At 48.0% G+C, this 19006-nt stretch carries 11 protein-coding genes; 1 reads left to right on the forward strand and 10 read right to left on the reverse strand.

Annotation, left to right across the window (positions count from 1 at the left end; all coding sequences use genetic code 11):
* The 6 genes from DW925_RS09580 to DW925_RS09605 all read right to left on the reverse strand — a co-directional run.
* The coding region (locus DW925_RS09580; protein ID WP_158565770.1) for a sugar nucleotidyltransferase at positions 1–326 on the reverse strand (326 nt) is incomplete at its 3' end.
* A 229-nt stretch (positions 327–555) separates the two neighbouring features.
* Positions 556–2913, reverse strand: coding sequence for a glycosyltransferase family 2 protein (locus DW925_RS09585; RefSeq protein WP_117790893.1), 2358 nt, complete (start codon positions 2911–2913; stop codon positions 556–558).
* Positions 2914–3041: 128 nt separating this feature from the next.
* A complete protein-coding gene (locus DW925_RS09590; RefSeq protein WP_158565767.1) occupies positions 3042–4466 on the reverse strand; it encodes a DUF2142 domain-containing protein in 1425 nt (474 codons plus the stop codon).
* A gap of 132 nt (positions 4467–4598) precedes the next feature.
* Positions 4599–5393, reverse strand: coding sequence for a glycosyltransferase family 2 protein (locus tag DW925_RS09595; protein ID WP_117790895.1), 795 nt, complete (start codon positions 5391–5393; stop codon positions 4599–4601).
* 6 nt (positions 5394–5399) lie between these two features.
* Entirely contained in the window at positions 5400–5750 is a 351-nt protein-coding gene (locus tag DW925_RS09600) for a DUF2304 domain-containing protein (protein WP_117790896.1), read from the reverse strand.
* Positions 5751–5761: 11 nt separating this feature from the next.
* A complete protein-coding gene (locus DW925_RS09605) occupies positions 5762–6457 on the reverse strand; it encodes a glycosyltransferase family 2 protein (protein WP_199577080.1) in 696 nt (231 codons plus the stop codon).
* A gap of 132 nt (positions 6458–6589) precedes the next feature.
* On the opposite strand from DW925_RS09605, the gene DW925_RS09610 reads away from it, so the two are divergent.
* Complete coding sequence (locus DW925_RS09610) at positions 6590–7840, forward strand: hypothetical protein (protein ID WP_147349534.1); 1251 nt, start codon at positions 6590–6592, stop codon at positions 7838–7840.
* Positions 7841–7948: 108 nt separating this feature from the next.
* Here the strand turns inward: DW925_RS09610 and DW925_RS09615 are convergent, their stop codons facing one another.
* The 4 genes from DW925_RS09615 to DW925_RS09630 all read right to left on the reverse strand — a co-directional run.
* The gene (locus tag DW925_RS09615) at positions 7949–11116 is read right to left on the reverse strand and encodes a hypothetical protein (protein ID WP_117790899.1); all 3168 of its coding nucleotides are present in this window, start codon (positions 11114–11116) and stop codon (positions 7949–7951) included.
* A gap of 185 nt (positions 11117–11301) precedes the next feature.
* Positions 11302–14337 carry a L,D-transpeptidase family protein gene (locus DW925_RS09620; protein WP_117790900.1) on the reverse strand — a complete coding sequence of 1012 codons (3036 nt, stop codon included), beginning with the start codon at positions 14335–14337 and terminating at the stop codon, positions 11302–11304.
* 177 nt (positions 14338–14514) lie between these two features.
* Positions 14515–17598 carry a GH25 family lysozyme gene (locus DW925_RS09625; RefSeq protein ID WP_158565768.1) on the reverse strand — a complete coding sequence of 1028 codons (3084 nt, stop codon included), beginning with the start codon at positions 17596–17598 and terminating at the stop codon, positions 14515–14517.
* A gap of 396 nt (positions 17599–17994) precedes the next feature.
* Positions 17995–19006: NlpC/P60 family protein (locus tag DW925_RS09630; protein WP_233540271.1), on the reverse strand; the 1012-nt coding region annotated here is incomplete at its 5' end.

Raw genomic sequence — 19006 nt, forward strand, 5'->3', positions numbered from 1 at the left:
TTGTCGCCGAGCACCAGGGCGCACGGCTCGCCGGCGATGAACTCCTCGCCGATGGTGAACGCCTGCGCCAGGCCGTCCGGCGAGGGCTGCTCGGCGTAGGAGAGGTTCACGCCGTAGCGCGAGCCGTCCCCGAGCAGGCGCTCGAAGTTGGGCAGGTCGGTCGGCGTGGAGATGACCAGGATGTCCCGGATGCCCGCCAGCATGAGGGTGCTGAGTGGGTAGTAGATCATGGGCTTGTCGTAGACCGGCAGCAGCTGCTTGGAGGTCACGAGCGTGAGCGGGTACAGGCGCGTGCCGGACCCGCCGGCGAGGATGATGCCTTTCATAGCTGATAAGCCTTCCAAAATATAGTCATAGTGTTAATTCAAGTTAATTATAAGATTAAGGAAGTTCCAAGGCGTGAACTATGCACAAGAACCATGGACCAAATGAACACATACACAATTAAATTTACAGAGTGCCCAGGAGACCAAGCATTGCTTGGCTTCGTCAGTAAACAGTGGCCAATCCGCACTAGGTTGCATACGTACGGACTGGCCCATCAGACAAAGCAAGCTAACGCGTGCTCATCGGACAATGGTAAGGGTCACCATTTACATAATAATCGGCCCATGCAGTCCGCAATTTACCCTGTTCACGCATAAAACGAGCCCTCTTTGCACCAGTTTCATAACCACGGCTAAACGACTCATAGTGGTAAAGAAGCGCATCAGCATCAAACACGACCAACTGATCAAGAGAACGAACCCTTAGGCAATAATCAACATCATTAAAGGCCACTTCAAAACTTTCATTAAAACCGCCCAGCTGTTCGAATATAGAGCGTTTCGTCATCATGCAGGCTGCAGTAACAGCGGAAAGGTCCTGAGAGATTACAGCTCGGCGCATATAGCCAGGATCGTCACGGTCAATATTATTGAAGACGTGAATGGGGCCGCCCATTTCGTTCTCGCTGTTGCAGTAAATCATTAAAACGCCAGCATGCTGAACGGTGTTATCAGGGTAGAGAAGTTTTGCGCCAACGGCACCCACATCATCGCGTTGGCAGAAACCAAGCATTGAAGAAAGCCAGTTCGGCTCAATAACTTCAGTATCATTATTCAAGAACAAAAGGTACTCGCCATTGGTCATACCGACACCGTAGTTATTAATAGCAGAATAATTAAAGGAGCCTTCCCAGGTTGCAACTCGAACATTATCAAAAGTGGCGCAAACGCTGTCGTAATACTCGAATGTCTCTTTCTCGACACTATTATTTTCGATAATAAGGATCTCGTAGCTCGAATAAGATGTTTTGCTTTCAATTGAATCAATACATCTACGGAGAACTTCAACGCTGTCCTTGTTTGGAATAACAATACTTACAAGGGGCTCATCCTTAATGGCGTATGAGACATGATAGAAACAGGGGGTATCGGTCAGCTCCGCTACGGCATTTAGGCCGCATCTATCCAAATGCTCTTGCAAAGCACGTTTGCCTGCCTCGTCGGCATAATTCTTATTACCAGCACTCTTAGCGGTAGACGAATCGCTGATACGCCAGTGATAGAGAACCTCGCGAACATGGAAAATATTCTTAGTTCTTTCGCAAAGACGCAGCAAGAAATCATAGTCTTGTGCACCATCGAATGATTTTCGAAGCATGAGATCTTTAACGAATGAAACACGAACACAGAGCAAATGAGTAATGTAATTGTGAACACGTAAAAGATCGAGATTCAAGTCAGATTTATAGTGAGGGTCGACATACTCACCATCTTCATTTAAAAAGTCTTCGTCACAATACAGGGCATCTGTTTCAGGATGAATCGATATCCGTTCCGCATACCTGTATAGGGCAAATCGATCGAGCGTATCGTCATGATCGAAGAACACAATGTAGTCACCGGAAGCAGCCTCAATACCGGCGTTTGTATTCTCAGCAATTCCCTTGTTTTCAGTTAAGGGAACAACCTTAACTCTTGAATCCGACAGTCTAGCAAGCTCATCAGAAAGCGCAGCATTATTCGGGCTAGCATTTACAAGAATTAACTCCCAATTTTCATAAACCTGCTCCTCAACCGAATTAACCATATCCCAGAAAAAAGAGACAGGGGTATTGAAGAGAGGAACAATAATGCTAAATTTCACACCCTGTTGAATTGAGGGGACATCGTTAGAGCGAACGAAAGATAGCGAACGATTTCGCATTTTTGAAGCGTGTGCATAGGACTCAATATAAGCAGATTTATAAAAGACGGGAGACTTCGAATCCAGCATAAATTTAACAGCAGCCGGGTCGAGAGACAGAAAACCTGAGCCATAGGGGGAGTCTCCAGAAGCAACCAAGCAAAATGTCTTATCGCCCTTAGGAATCCTCAATGAAAAACTTGTCTCGTAGCGATGAAAACCCTGAAAGCCAATCTGAGAAGGATGTCCCATTCCGACATGATACTCATCGAGTAAGTTTGAATCTCCGTTAGTCACATATACATTCTTAACGGAATCTCGCTGTGGGGAACAAATAACCCCCTTAATGATAATCTCATCTTTGTTATATGCCTCAATTGCGACATTACAACGAACGTGTATTTTTCCAAAATATGAATCAGATTCAATATCCCTAAACCGAGATGTTAATGAAGAGTTAATTTTATAATTGAATCGAGATAGCCATTTTATAGCATTAAAAGATAATCTTGTTTTAAACCCGCACTTTCCGGTTACGGAAATCAACAAGCCCTTACAGGAAAGAAGAGGGACCGCAATAGTGGCAACTTCTTCTTTAAGTTGATAATGAAGCGAAAACGGAACGCTAGCCCCCGCATCTGTAACAACGCTAACAGAAATATTATCTATTTCGCTCTGCTGCAAGAAGAACGGAATATACGCGGCACCGAATCCCCGACATATCCCTCGATAACTAATGCCCATAAAAGTGACCAACCTTTTTAAAGTAGAAACTAATAAGAATAATCAGATGAAATACTCTCTAGCAAAGTTTTAACGATAACAATTCACTCACAAACGGCAAGGATAGGATGCCGACAGAATATAGGATGCTAAAGCGCCGCTATACTGATCAATCTAACTATATAGATGCAATTAGCGAGACAGGTGCCATAGAGCACAAGATTGCAGACATTCGCCTCGCATCTAACTTTAGCTGTCCTCAATCCAAACATCAGCACAGGAAGGGCGGGTAAAAAATACCTCCCCTGAACACCCATAATGAGTTCCTCCGTATTAAACGTCCATCCGATCCACATCGAAACAAAGGCTCCAGCAAAAGCAACCAGAAACGCCACAACAAATGCTACGGCGACTTTCGGAGCTAGATAGCAGTCATCTGACGCTGACCCCACAAGGCACATGAACCCAAAAAACAAATATGGGAGCATTAAAAAGGTCGGCATAATTAAACTCTTTTGAAACCAGCCAAGCGAATAACCAAGAGTAGTCAACCAATAAAAATCACCTAACGAATCAAAAGTAGCCATAAGCATCTTAAAGCTGTGACAGGGATGAAAGATGATGTCAGAGAGAGTGTAGAAAGTGCCAGTCTCTAGCCCGCGAACCGATTGACCGCTTTGGGCAGTTAGGTTAGCAATCGACGCCGTTCTAAACAAAATTACCGATGTGAGCATTACAAACACAAGGCCAATTTTAAAGAACTTGCCATCGCGTTTTGACTTAAATTTAGATAAGGGGATAAGCAAAAATAGACATATTATTCCTGAATAGATAACTTTACACGGAGCAAGTAAAGCGCTGAACAGAAACACCGGCGCAATAAATCGGCTGTCCAAGTGACCATCTGAAGAAAAAAAACCCTTCATCAAAAGCGAAAATACAATTAAAGAATAGCCGATAATTCCAGAATCATATGAATAAGAAGCCGCAAGATGGAGCGTCATGGGCAGGAAAGACACAAAAGCAATGATGCATTTACCCTTCGGAGCAGTCTTAAAAGCAAAAAAAGAGCAGGCCACAAAAACGACAATAGATCCAATACGACCAAGATAAAACGTTAAATATGAGTTCAAATTTAAGCTGAGCCCTAGAAAAAGACCTACAAGAGACCCAATCTTTGCAGGAATATTTTCGCCACCAAAGGTATAACTTATTTCAGAAAATTTCTCGATTTTTAGATTAGACGTAGTCGAAAAGAGGCCCTTAATTAAATCGTTATAGTTCACTCCAGATATATAAGGATCTGTGTTTCTGTATAAATCGTAATCTGATGAACGAACATAAAATCCGTCAGATGCTACCCCATGCCCGCCGGGCAACATATCAAGAAACCAATAAGACGAAAAAAAATGATGTGCTTCATCTGGTACAGAAAAAGGGGTGAATACAAAGCACATTAAGAGACAGAAAAACAAAAGTAATAGCAAGTACTTCGCATTATCGGAAATCCGAATAGAATCGTTAGCAACAATTAAAAGAAAGACCAAGCACAACGCAGCTTCGGTAACGAGCACAATCAGTCTAGGATTTAACACAAACCAATATAAGCAAAATAAAATGAAGCAGAAGCATCCGGCAAACCGGACCAGCGATTTACAATTAAGCATTAAAAGCTCCAAGAGTTAAGGGGCAAAAACGAATATATCCTATACGTCATTGCTGCGCATGCTGAATGAATAGAAATAGTTCAAAATCCGGGCCAAAGGTTTGGGCCAGAACTTCAAAAACATTTCTAGATCCTCCCTGCTTCTAGTTTCATCTTTTATAGAAGCAGTAGTTTCAGAGCCTTCATGAATACGATGCCGCATCAAAATGCTAGCTGAATAAACAAAGGAGCCATCCAGGCGCGAAAAACGCTCCCAAGTTTCCCAATCAAGACTGCATTTCATATCATCTAAAAAAAGAGGGGTTGGGAGAATTGATGAGTTGTAAGTTACCGATGGGCAACAAATGGGAGAGCCGAATGAGAGAAGACGATGCTTTTCCCTTCTGCTCGCAAAATACCCTTTCTTCTTTATACCTCGAAGCAGGAATCTTTTAAAATTCAAAAGAGGAGTGTCATCGACGGGTTCATCGTTTCTGAGCTCTCCATAATCTGAAAAAAAGATCGACATATCACTGACCAAATTTGCACATTCGAGCATCTTCTTCGTATATTCAGGAAGGTACACATCGTCCTGATGAGCAATTGTGACTAGTGACGTCTCAGCATGCTCAACGGCACAATTCCAGTCATGAGCAATTCCGGGTTTACCGCTATTGATAAATAGCGGTAAACCGTTTTTATTAGCAATGGACTGAATATGATTGTTTGGTGTCGAAGTCGAAATAATGATATTCGATCTGACCGTTTGGCTCATCAAAGACGAGACGCACTCTCCCAAATAAGGAGACTCACCATATGCACAAACCACAAAGGTGTGGTCATCAGAAGTAAACACCGTAAATTACTCCTCGCGGATTGATTCGATCTCTTTCTCCAATAGAGCTATCCGTTGACTTAAATTAGCGATAGCTGTTGCCTGCTTGCTCGACAAGCAACCCAGAGAAAGAACAATACATAACAGAAATAAAAACCCAACAACGAAAATGAAGTTAGATAAAGTCACGAACCCGAAAAAGGACGATATCACATATAAAGGTTGGGGAAAAAGCGCACACACCAGCAACGCGAGGACAAGCCCAAGCCACAAAAGCGAATACTTCAATTGCAGCTTATCTTTAAGAACAAGGCGAAGGACAAATACCGCCAAAAGCAAGCATGCAACAATTATTCCGACACGCAACGACATTTGCATAGTAAAGATCCTCAATTCGAATAAGCGGAAATAATAATTGCAAGTGTTACCTTTATCATGTAATAAACGCTGCTAAATCCAGAAATGGAAGACTTTCCTCCCTGGCGCTCCTTCATTACAACCGGCACCTCGGTAACGGTAAGACCCTTAACCATTGCAGCAACAGCCGAGTCCGGTTCTGGATAATCCGCTGGATACTTTTTACAAAAAAGCCCTATCGCCTTTGATCCACATGCCCTAAAACCAGAAGTCGGATCTGAAATTCTAGAGTGAGTCGTGATTGAAATAACGTAAGAAAGCCACTTTATTCCAACACGCCTCATGAATGTCGATTGAAAACCATCGGTCTTCTCAAGAAAGCGAGACCCGATTACGAGGTCGCTTCCATTTGCAATCTCCTTAATTAGATGCGGGATATACGATGGATCATGTTGACCGTCGCCGTCAACCTGAACGTCAATGTCATAACCAAACCGTTGAGCATACTTATGCCCCGCCTGTACAGCACCACCTATGCCCAAATTCTGAGGTAAGTCGAGCACATTTATGCCATTGTCCTTACAAACCTGAAGGGTATCATCTGTCGACCCGTCATTAACGACAACATAATCGTAACCACAATCTACGACAGATTGAACGGTTGCAACAATATTATCTTCCTCGTTATATGCGGGAATTATCACCAGCACGCGCGATTTAGAAACCATCATTATCCTTAGAAGAACATCAGTAACCCTAAAATTATAGAACACAGTGTGAAACAATTATCATCAACCAAAAGTTTCACTATCATTATGCATCATCTATTTATATGAGACCGAAAAGTGTGGTTAAGTACCGTGAACATTCAAAATGAAAGACATTTAAAGCAGAGAGCTATTGAGCCATTATCAGTAGCACAGAACACCTTTTTTAATGCAATAGGATGTCTTTGCTATCTTGGCTGCCAATGGGTTACGACCGTAATGGTTGTAAGGCTTTCGTCTTCCTATGGAAATTCCGGCCTCTATGCCTTTGCAATGGCAACGGGTATTATATTTGCCTCAATAGCTTTATATAAAGTGCGTACATTCCAAGTATCTGATATTTCAAATCAATTCAGCAACTCAAGCTATATCGCATTTCGTTTAATAACAATTCTTATCGGCTGGATCGTTTGCGCCGTCTATATCCCCATAGCCACAAATCGCCAAATGAGTCTAATCGCTGTCTCGCTCCTTTACCTTGTCTTTAAAACAGATGAGAGCTTTAGCGATGTGCTGTATGGCATTTATCAAAAGAACGGAAGAATGGACTATATCGGCATTTCGCAATTCACTCGAGGCTTTTTATCACTTTGTACTTTTTCAGTTGGATTAGCCTTAACGGATAGCCTTTCAACTGCCATTGTTTCAATGACAGTAAGCTGCATGCTTGTCACTATTGTTTACGACTTGCCGCACGCAAGACGATTCGGTTCCATCAAGCCCATTTTTGATAATTCATCACTATTGTCGTTGGCCAAAATATGCTTCTTTGCAATGTTAGCTAGTCTGTTAGCCAACTCCATCGTATCTTCGGTTCGCCAGTATTTCGGTATTGTGAACGGAAGCGAAGCACTCGGACATTATGCAAGCGTCGCGACACCTGCAGTATTAATTCAAGTTGCTGCCACCTACCTGTATAGCCCGCTAATCGGAAAACTCGCTGCAGATCTCAAGAAAGATAGGGTTCTATTTCTCAAATCATTCATTAAAACCATGGGAATGCTAATTCTCGTAATGGGTATTTGTGTTTTAGCCTTAAGTCTCGTTGGCAGCAAACTGTTAACCGTTGCATTCGGAGACAGCATTCAGCCCTACACATATTTGTTCCCATACGTTTTAATCGCGACAGCAGCTGTAGGCCTTCTTCTTTATTGCAATGACGTTTTGATTATCCAAAGACGAATGAAGCAAACACTGATCTGCAATGGCGTCGCTTTCGCATGCGCCATTGTTAGCGCCATACCCCTTATTGCTATATCCGATATGAATGGTATCAACTATTCAATTATCCTTGGTTGTTCAATAGCAATTCTAAGTTCGCTGTTCTGCATTATCCGTAGGTAGCCCTTTACCGACGACACTATCTATTTAAAATGCGCAATATCAAATAAACCAATGGGGCGATATCGAAATACTGATATCGCCCCATTGGTTTCAGCTTCAATTTATACGCTAGCTTTTCTCAACCAGCTTAACCTCAAGCGCTTCCATATGCAGGGCCTCGCCAGTTGTACCGGCGTACTCACCCGATTTAACCCAGTTGAGCCAACCCTTGCTTTGCACATGAACTCTATAGACGACGTCATAATGCTTGGCAAGATCTCCCGTCAGTTTCATTTCAACAGCCTCAACAGCGAGAGACTTCCCCGTAGTACCAGCTACCTTTCCATTTTTGACCCACATTTGCCAACCGATATTCTGAACATGAGCTCGATACTCGATGTTACCGGAATACCCAAGGTCGGGCTTGCTAATCGTCAACGCCTCAATAGCAAGATTTCGACCAGTTGTGCCCGCCGTCATGCCCTCATAAACAGGTTCCTGCCAACCAAGATTTGAAACATGAGCCTTAATCGAAAACGTTCTCTGAATAGAGGGCTGATTCGTATCCCCTGGAGCGGGCGAACCCTTTTCAACCAAAACGACCTGGTATGCCTCGAGCCTTAAGCCAAACCCAGTCGTTCCAGCAACCTGATCATTGCAAGCCCAGCCAAGCCAGCCCTTGTCCTGAACATGAGCGCGATAGTAGACGTCATAACGATTGGCCATCTCACCAGTAAGTCGAATTTGGATAGCCTGGACAGACTTGCTCTGACCCGTAGTACCGGAGACTTCTCCCTCTTTCACATAGTCTTGCCAACCGTAATCGGAAACATGCGTCCTGTACTCCAGGCTGCCATCGTAGGGAGCATTCTGCAGGTTGAGAGTAACAGCCTCGACAGCCTTGGACTGACCAACGGTGCCAGAAACATTTCCGTCCTTGGAAGCCGTCTGCCAACCGTCATTCGAAACATGCGAAGTTGCCAAAACATCAAGCAAGCCTCGTGACACCTTGACGACGTCGTAGCCAGACTCACCTTTTTTGAAATAAGTCAAAGCACCGCTATCGTGCGAATAGATCGCGAAGTCGTAATTGGTCGTAGCAAGTATGGCATCCGAAAATTCCACGAGATAGCAGGAGTCATCTTGCTTGCAAAGGGACCTGATAGCCGCGTCTGAGTCCTCAGTAATAGGCGAAGCAAACCAATCCATAATCGAATAATCGATAGCAGCGCCGGGCTTCAACGCTTCGGACTTCGTAGAATTCCAAAGTCCACCGGCAGCATCGGCACTGGCCGAGTTGTATGTACTAGACCCGTAGCCCGACAGCCCAATCTCCGGATTAAAGAAAAGGATCAGTTCCGCAGCAACGGAAGAATCAACATCGGTAATACCAAGACGGTCAAGCTGCTCCTGCTTTTGGGGATACATGCCCGTCGGTGTGTTCGGATGCCCCTTGTAATAATACAAGTAGTCATCGCCATAGATGACTTCCGTCAAGTTGGCATAGTCGTCAAAATTCTGCTCGTAAGAAACATACGTTCCAAGCAGCATCATTACCTTTTTGCCCTGTTGAGTCGCCGCATCAAAATAACCATCGTTAAAGTTGTACAGTGCCTTAAACGCTTGGACCGTATCCTCTCCCCTATTTTGCAAGCTCGTAAGCATGCTCGAAACGTTTACTTTCTTAACGTTGGGGTCTGAGGCGATTCTATTGACAAAAGCATTATCGTCACCGCTTGTAAACAAATTGGTGCGAGTCATCCACCACTGAGTACCGGGCTCAATACTCAGCACGGCATACATAGAATCCCAGTGATCGTGATAATCGCTATACGACTTTGAGACCTCACCGGTTTCGTATTCCTTATTCTTAGCAGCGTTCCATAAAGCAATCAGCTCAGCTTGCTTAGAATCTGGATCCTTGACGTCAAAGGCCTCGTTGGTAAATACATACGTGGCAGAGCCATCGGACAACAGCCGAATGGAGTATTGACCAGTGGGAATTTTATTGGCGTAAATCATCCTATGAATCAACGAACAGGTAATGTCATTGATATACAGATTGAACTTTGCATTGGGGTTGATCTTGTAGAGAGTAGCGACATAATCCGCGAACGCCTGATAGCTCGAACTAGAAGCATTCTCCTCACGAGTCAGATACGGAAGACCATACATCCCGGACGGAAGCGAGTTCCAGTTATAAGCACTTGGACGATCGAGCATTACAATCGACGGAATGGTCGTTCCGGCAGAAGAGGTGCCGATATCCCAGAAAGATAGCGAATAGAGAACAACAGGGAAAGAAGCACTCAAAGGGGCAAGGTTGTATTCACTCGCAGAAATGCCGATTGACTGATGGTCCTCATGAACGATGTTTCCGTTCTTCAAATACTGCAACGTAACGTCAAACGGACCATAATCGCTAAATTCAATTTCACTGGAGCTGGAATCCAAATCTCCGAGTGCGATCGTGCTGGAAACAGAACGGGTAACCTTCCCTCTATACGACATGGAGCCCGCCACCCTTATCGAATCAGCGATACCGAGTCGATTTATATCCTCGACCTGCGGAATATTCAGGGTTACTTTGGTCGTCTCCCCAACCTGAGAAAGAGAGCAATCAAAGACATACGGGACATAAGCGCCAGCGGTATCGCCGGGCGCCGCGTCGCCCTTCTTTACAATAACGATCTGTATTGCTTCAACGGCATAAGACCAACCGGTGGTTCCCGCAGTCGACCCATTTGAGGCCCATCCAAGCCAGCCGAAATTAGAAGCATGAACGCGATAATACAGGTCATAAGAAGCTGCCCTGTCACCCGTCAGCTTAAGCTCGACGGCTTCAATCTGAAGGCCCTTTCCCGTCGTGCCAGAGACGGCTCCATTAGAAACCCAACCCTGCCAGCCTTCATTTTGAACATGAGAGCGATATTCGATACCAAGGTCTTCTGAATTGGGAAGGGAAACCCTGAGCGCCTCAAGCCTACGAGACTGGCCCGTTGTGCCAGAGATCGAACCATTCGATGTAAACGTCGACTCCCAACCAATGCCTGAAATGTGAGATTTATAGCTGACGTCCGGGACCGCCTCTTCGGGCTCCACGGCAGCATCAATCGAAGGCGCCGTTTCATCGGCTACAGCAGCAGTTTGATCCGAGGGTTCGGATTGGGTCTCTGGAACGGATTCATATTCGTTGGAACCATCATTTTGATCTGCCCAACAAGCCAAAGGGCTCAAAAGCAGCATCGTCATGAAGCAGGAAATCAGAACAATAAATGCTCTAAATTGCCTTTTCAAAAGAATCGCCTCCTAGATAGACAGTCGTCAATAACCATACTATCGGGAGTTAGCTTCATTAATGTCACCAATTAGGTGAACGAAGAAAAAGGAGCCTAATCCAACGGCAAGGGCCCTTTCCTGTTGCCAAGACTACGGCAACAGGAAAGGGCCCTCCAACAAGCTCTCGCCGCTTACGGGAATAGTTAGTAGATTACCACCTTGGTAGCAAGGGGCACGTTATCCCAAATCCATTTAGCGCAATCGATGGGCAAACGCACGCAGCCTTGTGAAATATGCATTCCCATTCGGCTGTCCATGGGATTAAAAGTTCCCTGGTAGTACGGTATTGAATGGAACAGATAGTCACCGTAAAACTGCGTGTAGTAGTAGCAGGTATACCCATGTCCAAATGAGTAGCCCTTGCCGGTGACGGTATACTCACCCGTAGGCGTTGGAGTACTAGGGGCGCCGGTAGAGCAAGTCCAGTATTGAGCGTAACTCCACGACCCGCGCTGTCCACGAAAAACTCCAAGGCGGCATGCTTGCCTGTCAACCATAATGAGCCAGCTTGTGCTGCTCGAATATCTATTAGCTCGATTAAGCATAGTCATCATATCTGCCGGCAACAAGGGCTGGTCAGTAAACGGACGCGCAGTAGAACCGGGAGCACCAGTGCCCTTGGGAACAATCTTCACTTGAACGGACTCGACTCTGCAGCCTATCCTAGACGTACCCGAAGGCCTCCCATTTGAGGTCCAATCGAGCCACCCAAAGTCTTGGCAATATGCTCGATACCAAACATCAAAGTAGTTCGATAAATCACCGGTCAACCTAATCTTAAGAGCCTCGATACGCTTTGCGCAGCCTACTGTGCCAGCGACATTCCCATTGGAAGTCCAGCCTTGCCAGCCCACATCCTGTACATGGGCGGAATACTCAATACCACCCGATACGTTACTGGAAACAGTCAACTTCAGTGCCTCAATAGCAAGCGATCTGCCAGTTGTGCCCGCAACACCACCGTTGCCAACAGGATTCATCCAACCAAGCGTGGCGACATGCGCCTGGAGCGTTAGAGCTGGAGCAGAGACAAATGCGGGCGCAGACGACGCGCCAGGATCCCCGCCCTTCGCGACAAGCTTAATTTGGACAGCTTCTATCTGGATATTTAACCCGGTAGTTCCAGCGGAATCGCCGTTTTTGGCCCAACCCAACCAACCATAACCAGCCGAATGAACTCGATAGTAGATGTCATACTGATTCGCCAGGGAACCATTTATGCGCAGTTCAAGAGCCTGAATGGCCAATCCTTGTCCAACGGTCCCAACATAACCGGCAGACCGCCATTCCTGCCAACCAATATTGGCAACATGGGCTCGTGCCTCAACTAGAGAATCATCATCCACACCGGACAACGACACATTCAGAGCTTGAAGCGAAAGCGATTTTCCCGTTGTCCCGGCATCCTGCCCATCTAAAACAAATGGAGACCACCCACGATTAGCGGAATGAGCCTGATATACAACATGAGCGCAATCGGCGGAAGTATTGGAAACAAATGCTCCGTCCGTTACTCCGGGAGCGCCTCTGCCTTTACTGATAATCCTTACTTCGACAGCCTTAAGGAATGAACCCGGTATCGTTGCCCCCGCATCCGCGCCATTACACGCCCAGCCAAGCCATCCTTTTTTGGAGTCAAAACACCGATACCAAACGTCATAGGCATTAGACAAATCACCAGTAAGAGTCAATCTCACGGCCTTCAAAGTACGGCCATCATTCTTAGAATTGAGCGCGGCACCGTCAGAAACAACTTCGCTCCATCCACTAAATTCATAGCAGCCTGAATAACCGATTGAACCTGAAGTCTCTTGATTATCAAACGAAATAGAAAGCGAGGTTAAAGGTTCAGAGCCGCTCTCGAAACCCATTAAAATCGTTTTACCCTGCACAGTGCCCAAACTATTGCCATTAAGGCCATACGAACTGCCATTCAGAACATCCGTAGCCCCAATGAAATGGTTCAACGTATCGCCGGGAGCAGAGCAGCCCTTTTCGACCAACATAATTTGAATACCCTGAATGGCGGCACCCTTCCCCACCGAGCCCGCAGGAGACCCATTGGACGTCCAGCCCAACCATCCGCCCAATTTGGAAGCATACACACGGTACCAAATGTCGTAAGTTGCAGATATCTCGTCGTTCAGCTTAAACTGAACGGCCTCAATGGATCGAGACTGCCCGGTCGTGCCAACAGTACCTGAAGACCAGCTTTGCCAACCAATGCCAGAAACGTGCGCGTGAGAGAAAATAGAGCCTCCGTGGCCATACCAATTAACACCAAGCGACAGTGCCTCGATTGCATTTCTTGAGTCAATGACCCCCGATGTCTTTCCGTCCGCGACAACGCCCATCCATCCAACATTGGAGATATAAGATCGATAGGAAACGGTAGGCGGTTCCTGAGAATGATCCCTAAAGGCATCGCCTCGCGCTGGCGCATCTTGAGCATTTTTTGGAAGTACCTTAATCTGAATAGCTTCGATCTGGTAAGCATAGCCCTGTGTTCCAGCAGGTTCACCATTTGAGGCCCAGCCAAGCCAACCAACATTTGCAGAATGAACGCGATACCAAATGTCATACGAATCAGAAAGACTGCCCGACAAGGATAGCCTGATTGCCTCGATGGCTCGCGACTGTCCAACTGTTCCAGAAACCTGCCCGTTGCCCACCGGCTGAGGCTCCCATCCGATCCCGGAAATGTGAGATTGGACCGAAATGCTGTCATTCCCCAAAGGGCTGCCATCCTGTGAAAGCAGATTGATCTTGAGGGCTTCGACGCGCTTTGCACGACCTGTAGTGCCGGCCGTCATTCCATTTGAAACGGGAGCTTGCCAACCAATATCCTGCACATGAGTCTGATATGAAACAGAGCCAAATACAGTGGATACATCATTTTCGGATTTCGCCGAATCAGTTGCATTGGAGGTAGACTCGCTAGAAACGGATGAGGAAGAATCATCGTCTGACACAGTCGGCTGCTCGACTTCAGCCCCCTGTTGTTCGTTATTTAAGACGGGGCCCTCGTCTTTCGAGCTGCTGGCAGCACCGTCGGAATAATCAGTAGCCTCCGGCTGCACCTGTAAAGTATCAGCCCAGACAGAAAGGGGCGTCAGAAGACATTGGAGGATTAGTAATGGCGTCATTGCCGTTGCTAGCAACCGTTGCGTCTTTTTCATTCGGCTCCCCCATCACTCGACCATCTTTAGCATCATTATTTACCGTTTCGGCATTTGCTTAAATACCGAAAACGTGAATGGCACTTAAATAGAAACGAACGGACCGTTGCAAAACGACCCGTTCGTTTAAGTCAGAGTATCTGTTAGAACCTGTGTAAAGACACGAATAACGATCAGTTATGCAAGCGGCACGTTGTCATACCAGCCCCATTTTGGCTTGTATGAGGTGGAATAATAATCCAACCAATACGCCATATCGAGCGTCCTAATCTGACCGACGTTATCCATTACCTGATTATTGCCGATATAAAGACAAACGTGACCGTAAATGCTGCCCATGCGTGTATGCGTATGCGAAGGAACGGCAATGACCATTCCGACTTTCAGCTGAGAATAATCGATGTATTTACAATAATTCCAGTAGTAATCGCAGGCATCTGTATGGACGTTCCTAAATCCGGCACGCTCGTAGATATCTGCAATCCACTCGGAGCACAATCCCGGACCAGGAGACGGTACTTGTCGAGCAAGATCTACAATCTTCTTCTGCATGGGATTTGCAAACGCGGAAGGTTGCCCAAGCAAACACGGCGAAACGGTGCTTCCGGGGGCATTGGCGCCCTTCCTTGTAAGGCGAACTTGGACAGCTTGGACATGCGTTCCATAACCAGTGCTACCGGCAACTGCACCATTTCTAGTCCAACCAAGCCAACCGACGTTATCGACATGGACCCTATACCAAACATCAAAATAGGATGCCAAGTCACCAGAAAGAGAGATTTTTATAGCCTCAACCGAATTGGATTCAGCGGTAGACGAAAGCAGTCCTCCGTTTGTCTTACCAGAAGTCCAGCCTACATTCGAAAGATGCAGTTGATAATTAATCCCGCCGGCAACAGATGAACAAGTTTTAGCCGAAAACCCGGTGATGGGAATTCCATGACCAGTTGTACCAGACACCTCTCCGGCCGAGACAGAATTCTGCCAAGCACCTTTCACCTGAGAGGAATACGTCACCGTAGGTATTTCAAGATGGGAATATCCCGACGTATCAGGATGGGAAGCGCCCTTCTTAATGAGCTTAATCTGAACAGCCTCGAGGGAGCAGGACATACCGGTGGTGCCCGCCTCCTCGCCGTCCTTGGCCCAGGCCATCCAGCCGATGTTGGAGGCGTGGACGCGGTAGTAGACGTCGTAGTCCTTCGCCAGGGAGCCCGTGAGCCTCAGGCGCACGGCCTCGACGGCGCGGCCCTGGCCGGTGGTACCGCCCTCGGAGGCAGAGGGGGTGTCCCAGCCCTGCCAGCCGATGCCCGAGACGTGGGCGTCGATCTGGGCTGAAGAGCCGTCCGAGTAGTCGGAGCTGTCGAGCGAGAGCTTGAGGTCCTCGAGGGCGAGGCCGCGGCCGGTGGTTCCGGCGATCGCGCCGTCGGACACGGCCCCCTGCCAGCCCACGTTGGAGACGTGGGCGCGGTAGGTCAGGGACATGGGCTTCTTCTTGAAGGCGTAGTCGACGTTGGCGCCGTCGGTCGAGGGGGCGGCGTCGCCCTTCTTGACGAGCCTGATCTGGACGGCCTCGACGCTCCTGCCGAAGCCCGTGGTGCCCGCCTCCTCGCCGTCCTTGGCCCAGGCCATCCAGCCGATGTTGGAGGCGTGGACGCGGTAGTAGACGTCGTAGTCCTTCGCCAGGGAGCCCGTGAGCCTCAGGCGCACGGCCTCGACGGCGCGGCCCTGGCCGGTGGTACCGCCCTCGGAGGCAGAGGGGGTGTCCCAGCCCTGCCAGCCGATGCCCGAGACGTGGGCGTCGATCTGGGCTGAAGAGCCGTCCGAGTAGTCGGAGCTGTCGAGCGAGAGCTTGAGGTCCTCGAGGGCGAGGCCGCGGCCGGTGGTTCCGGCGATCGCGCCGTCGGACACGGCCCCCTGCCAGCCCACGTTGGAGACGTGGGCGCGGTAGGTCAGGGACATGGGCTTCTTCTTGAAGGCGTAGTCGACGTTGGCGCCGTCGGTCGAGGGGGCGGCGTCGCCCTTCTTGACGAGCCTGATCTGGACGGCCTCGACGCTCCTGCCGAAGCCCGTGGTGCCCGCCTCCTCGCCGTCCTTGGCCCAGGCCATCCAGCCGATGTTGGAGGCGTGGACGCGGTAGTAGACGTCGTAGTCCTTCGCCAGGGAGCCCGTGAGCCTCAGGCGCACGGCCTCGACGGCGCGGCCCTGGCCGGTGGTACCGCCCTCGGAGGCAGAGGGGGTGTCCCAGCCCTGCCAGCCGATGCCACTTACATTAGCGTTAACTTGCACAGAGCCATCTTCAACGGGATTCAGGACGCTGACCTTAAGATCTTCCACTGATTTAGACTGCCCCGTTGTGCCAGCTGTAGATCCGTCGCGCTTGCTGCTCATCCAGCCAATATTCGAGACATGCGCTTCATACTGAATATGCATCTTACTGTCGTCTACGTTCAGAAAAGAACCGTTGAAGCAATAGTTCATGTCACAGCGTCCGTTAACGCCCGGAACAATGCCGCTGCTTGAGCACTGCCAGAAACTGTAGCTACCGGCATAGTCGCAACGCCAGTTGTATTGAGCGACCCAATGGTCATAACCGCTCAGAGACGGACTATCCAAGTAGTTGTTGAGCCAGTTAAGGTTCGCATAGATACCCGACTTAAAGCCAACGGCCTCCATACGGTTACAAAAAGCCTGCGCAATCTGGGCGAGCTTATCTTTGCTGAAATTTGGATCCTGCAGGATATAGTTATCCTCAAGATCGTAGTAAACGGGAAGCGACGGATGATGGCCACCGAGCCAAGCAAGTGTTCTGTCAGCCTCTTTATTGGCATCCTCTACAGAACGGGCGTAGGAGTAGTAATACACACCATAAGGAATACTGAGGCGCTCACATTCAGCAGCATTCCTCTCAAAAGAATCGTCAGGTTTTCCGTAAACAGGTCCAACCTTGAGAATGGCAAAATCAATCCCAGCGGCCTTAACCTTATTCCAATCAACGGTCCCCTGGTGATTGCTGACGTCAATACCGCGCGCGACAGCGCCATCGGGCAAAGAGTCGTCAGTTAAAGACTGGGCATCGATGTCGCCGTTGCCGTCTTCGATAAGCACGCCATTTTCATAACGCCAAGAGTTCTGTTCCAAAGAGTCGACATCAAAGGAATCCGCCCCAACGGAATCATCAGCCGAAGCCTCACCGTTAGAATCGTCAATATCAGACTCTACAGCATCAATTCCAGGCTGATCGCTGGAAGCAGAGTCCACACTCTCATCAGGACGAGCAGCATTTGCAGCGTCACCATACCATTCGGTTTGACCTTGGGAATCCGAAGCATCGTCCTGTGTTCCCTGGGAAATTTCATCTTGGGATACGCGCTCTTCAGACGCTTGAGATGTCGATTGCGAGATAGCGCCAGATTCAGCTGACAGCGCATATGCACAGTAAGGCTGAGCGACTTGCGACCAAATCATTACTAGCGCGCAAGCCAAAACCGCATACGCTTTTAGACGTTTCATGTATATCCCCCAAGATAACAGCTGAATACAGCAACACAATCAACGGTTATATTACCGCACTTCATAGAACACATTTTGAGCTTGGAAAAGCAATGCCCCCGACACAAAAAGAGGCGCTCCTATTACGGAGCGCCTCAATAGGCTCTATGCAAAAGGTCTTGCGGCACCGATCACACGACCGGGAGCGTTAACCGAACGTTCGGTAACTCCGATTCCCGGCCACGAATCGATAATTCGACCGTTACCGATATAGATTCCAATATGACCCTGGTAGTAGGCCACATCTCCCCTCTGCATGGCAGAGGTGCTAACCGGCATAAACGTGTTGTTGCGATACCAGTTCATAGAGTTATACGTCTGCTCAGGCAGCCAACGATGGTTATAGGGGTTATACCAACCCATATCCATGCCAGTCGCATACAAACATTGCAGCACTAATCCCGAACAATCAACCGCATCCCCCGGCCAAGAAGACCAAGGCTCGATATAACGCGTTCCGATATATTCACGTGCACGCTGGATAAAGGCGTTGATGCAATCCTGTCGCGAAGCGTTATAAGGAATTCGAGAAGGCGTGACATACGTGAAGTAACCGGTGCAATACGAAGGAAGCTGTACGCTATTGCAACTAACCTTTGGATAAGAGCCAGGGGTCTGATATCCCATATATCGATAGGTCTCAAAATACGAATCAGACGTAGAGCCTGGTGCGGAAGCGCCCTTAGGGACAATCTTTACCTGTAAGGCCTGAACAGGAATGCCAAGCTTCGTGGTGCCCGCCGATGATCCATTTTTGGTCCAGCCAAGCCAACCATAATTTGACACATGGACGCGATACCAAACATCAAAGTAATCAGAAACATCGCCAGTCAAGTTAATCTTCACAGCCTGGATTTGCTGTCCTTGGCCAACAGTTCCCGATGTAGCCCCATCTGAAACAGCGGACTGCCAACCGATATTGGATACGTGGGCAGAATACGATATACCGCCACTCATGGAGCTATCAGAAAGCGACAGCTGCATGGCCTCCATGGCACGGTTCTGTCCAACCGTTCCGGCAACACTGTCATTGCCAACAGGCGCTTGCCAGCCAAGACCGGAGCAATTTGCCTTAGCAGCCTTGATTGGCAACTTCATCCGAACACCTCCCATATTC

It is taken from the genome of Collinsella sp. AM43-1, from assembly GCF_003467925.1.
Lineage (GTDB): Bacteria > Actinomycetota > Coriobacteriia > Coriobacteriales > Coriobacteriaceae > Collinsella.

Coding starts and splice junctions, on each gene's coding strand:
- DW925_RS09605 (WP_199577080.1), bottom strand. CDS start 6,457: ATGGTTTCTAAATCGCGCGTGCTGGTGATAATTCCCGCATATAACGAG.
- DW925_RS09585 (WP_117790893.1), bottom strand. CDS start 2,913: ATGGGCATTAGTTATCGAGGGATATGTCGGGGATTCGGTGCCGCGTAT.
- DW925_RS09620 (WP_117790900.1), bottom strand. CDS start 14,337: ATGAAAAAGACGCAACGGTTGCTAGCAACGGCAATGACGCCATTACTA.
- DW925_RS09600 (WP_117790896.1), bottom strand. CDS start 5,750: ATGCAAATGTCGTTGCGTGTCGGAATAATTGTTGCATGCTTGCTTTTG.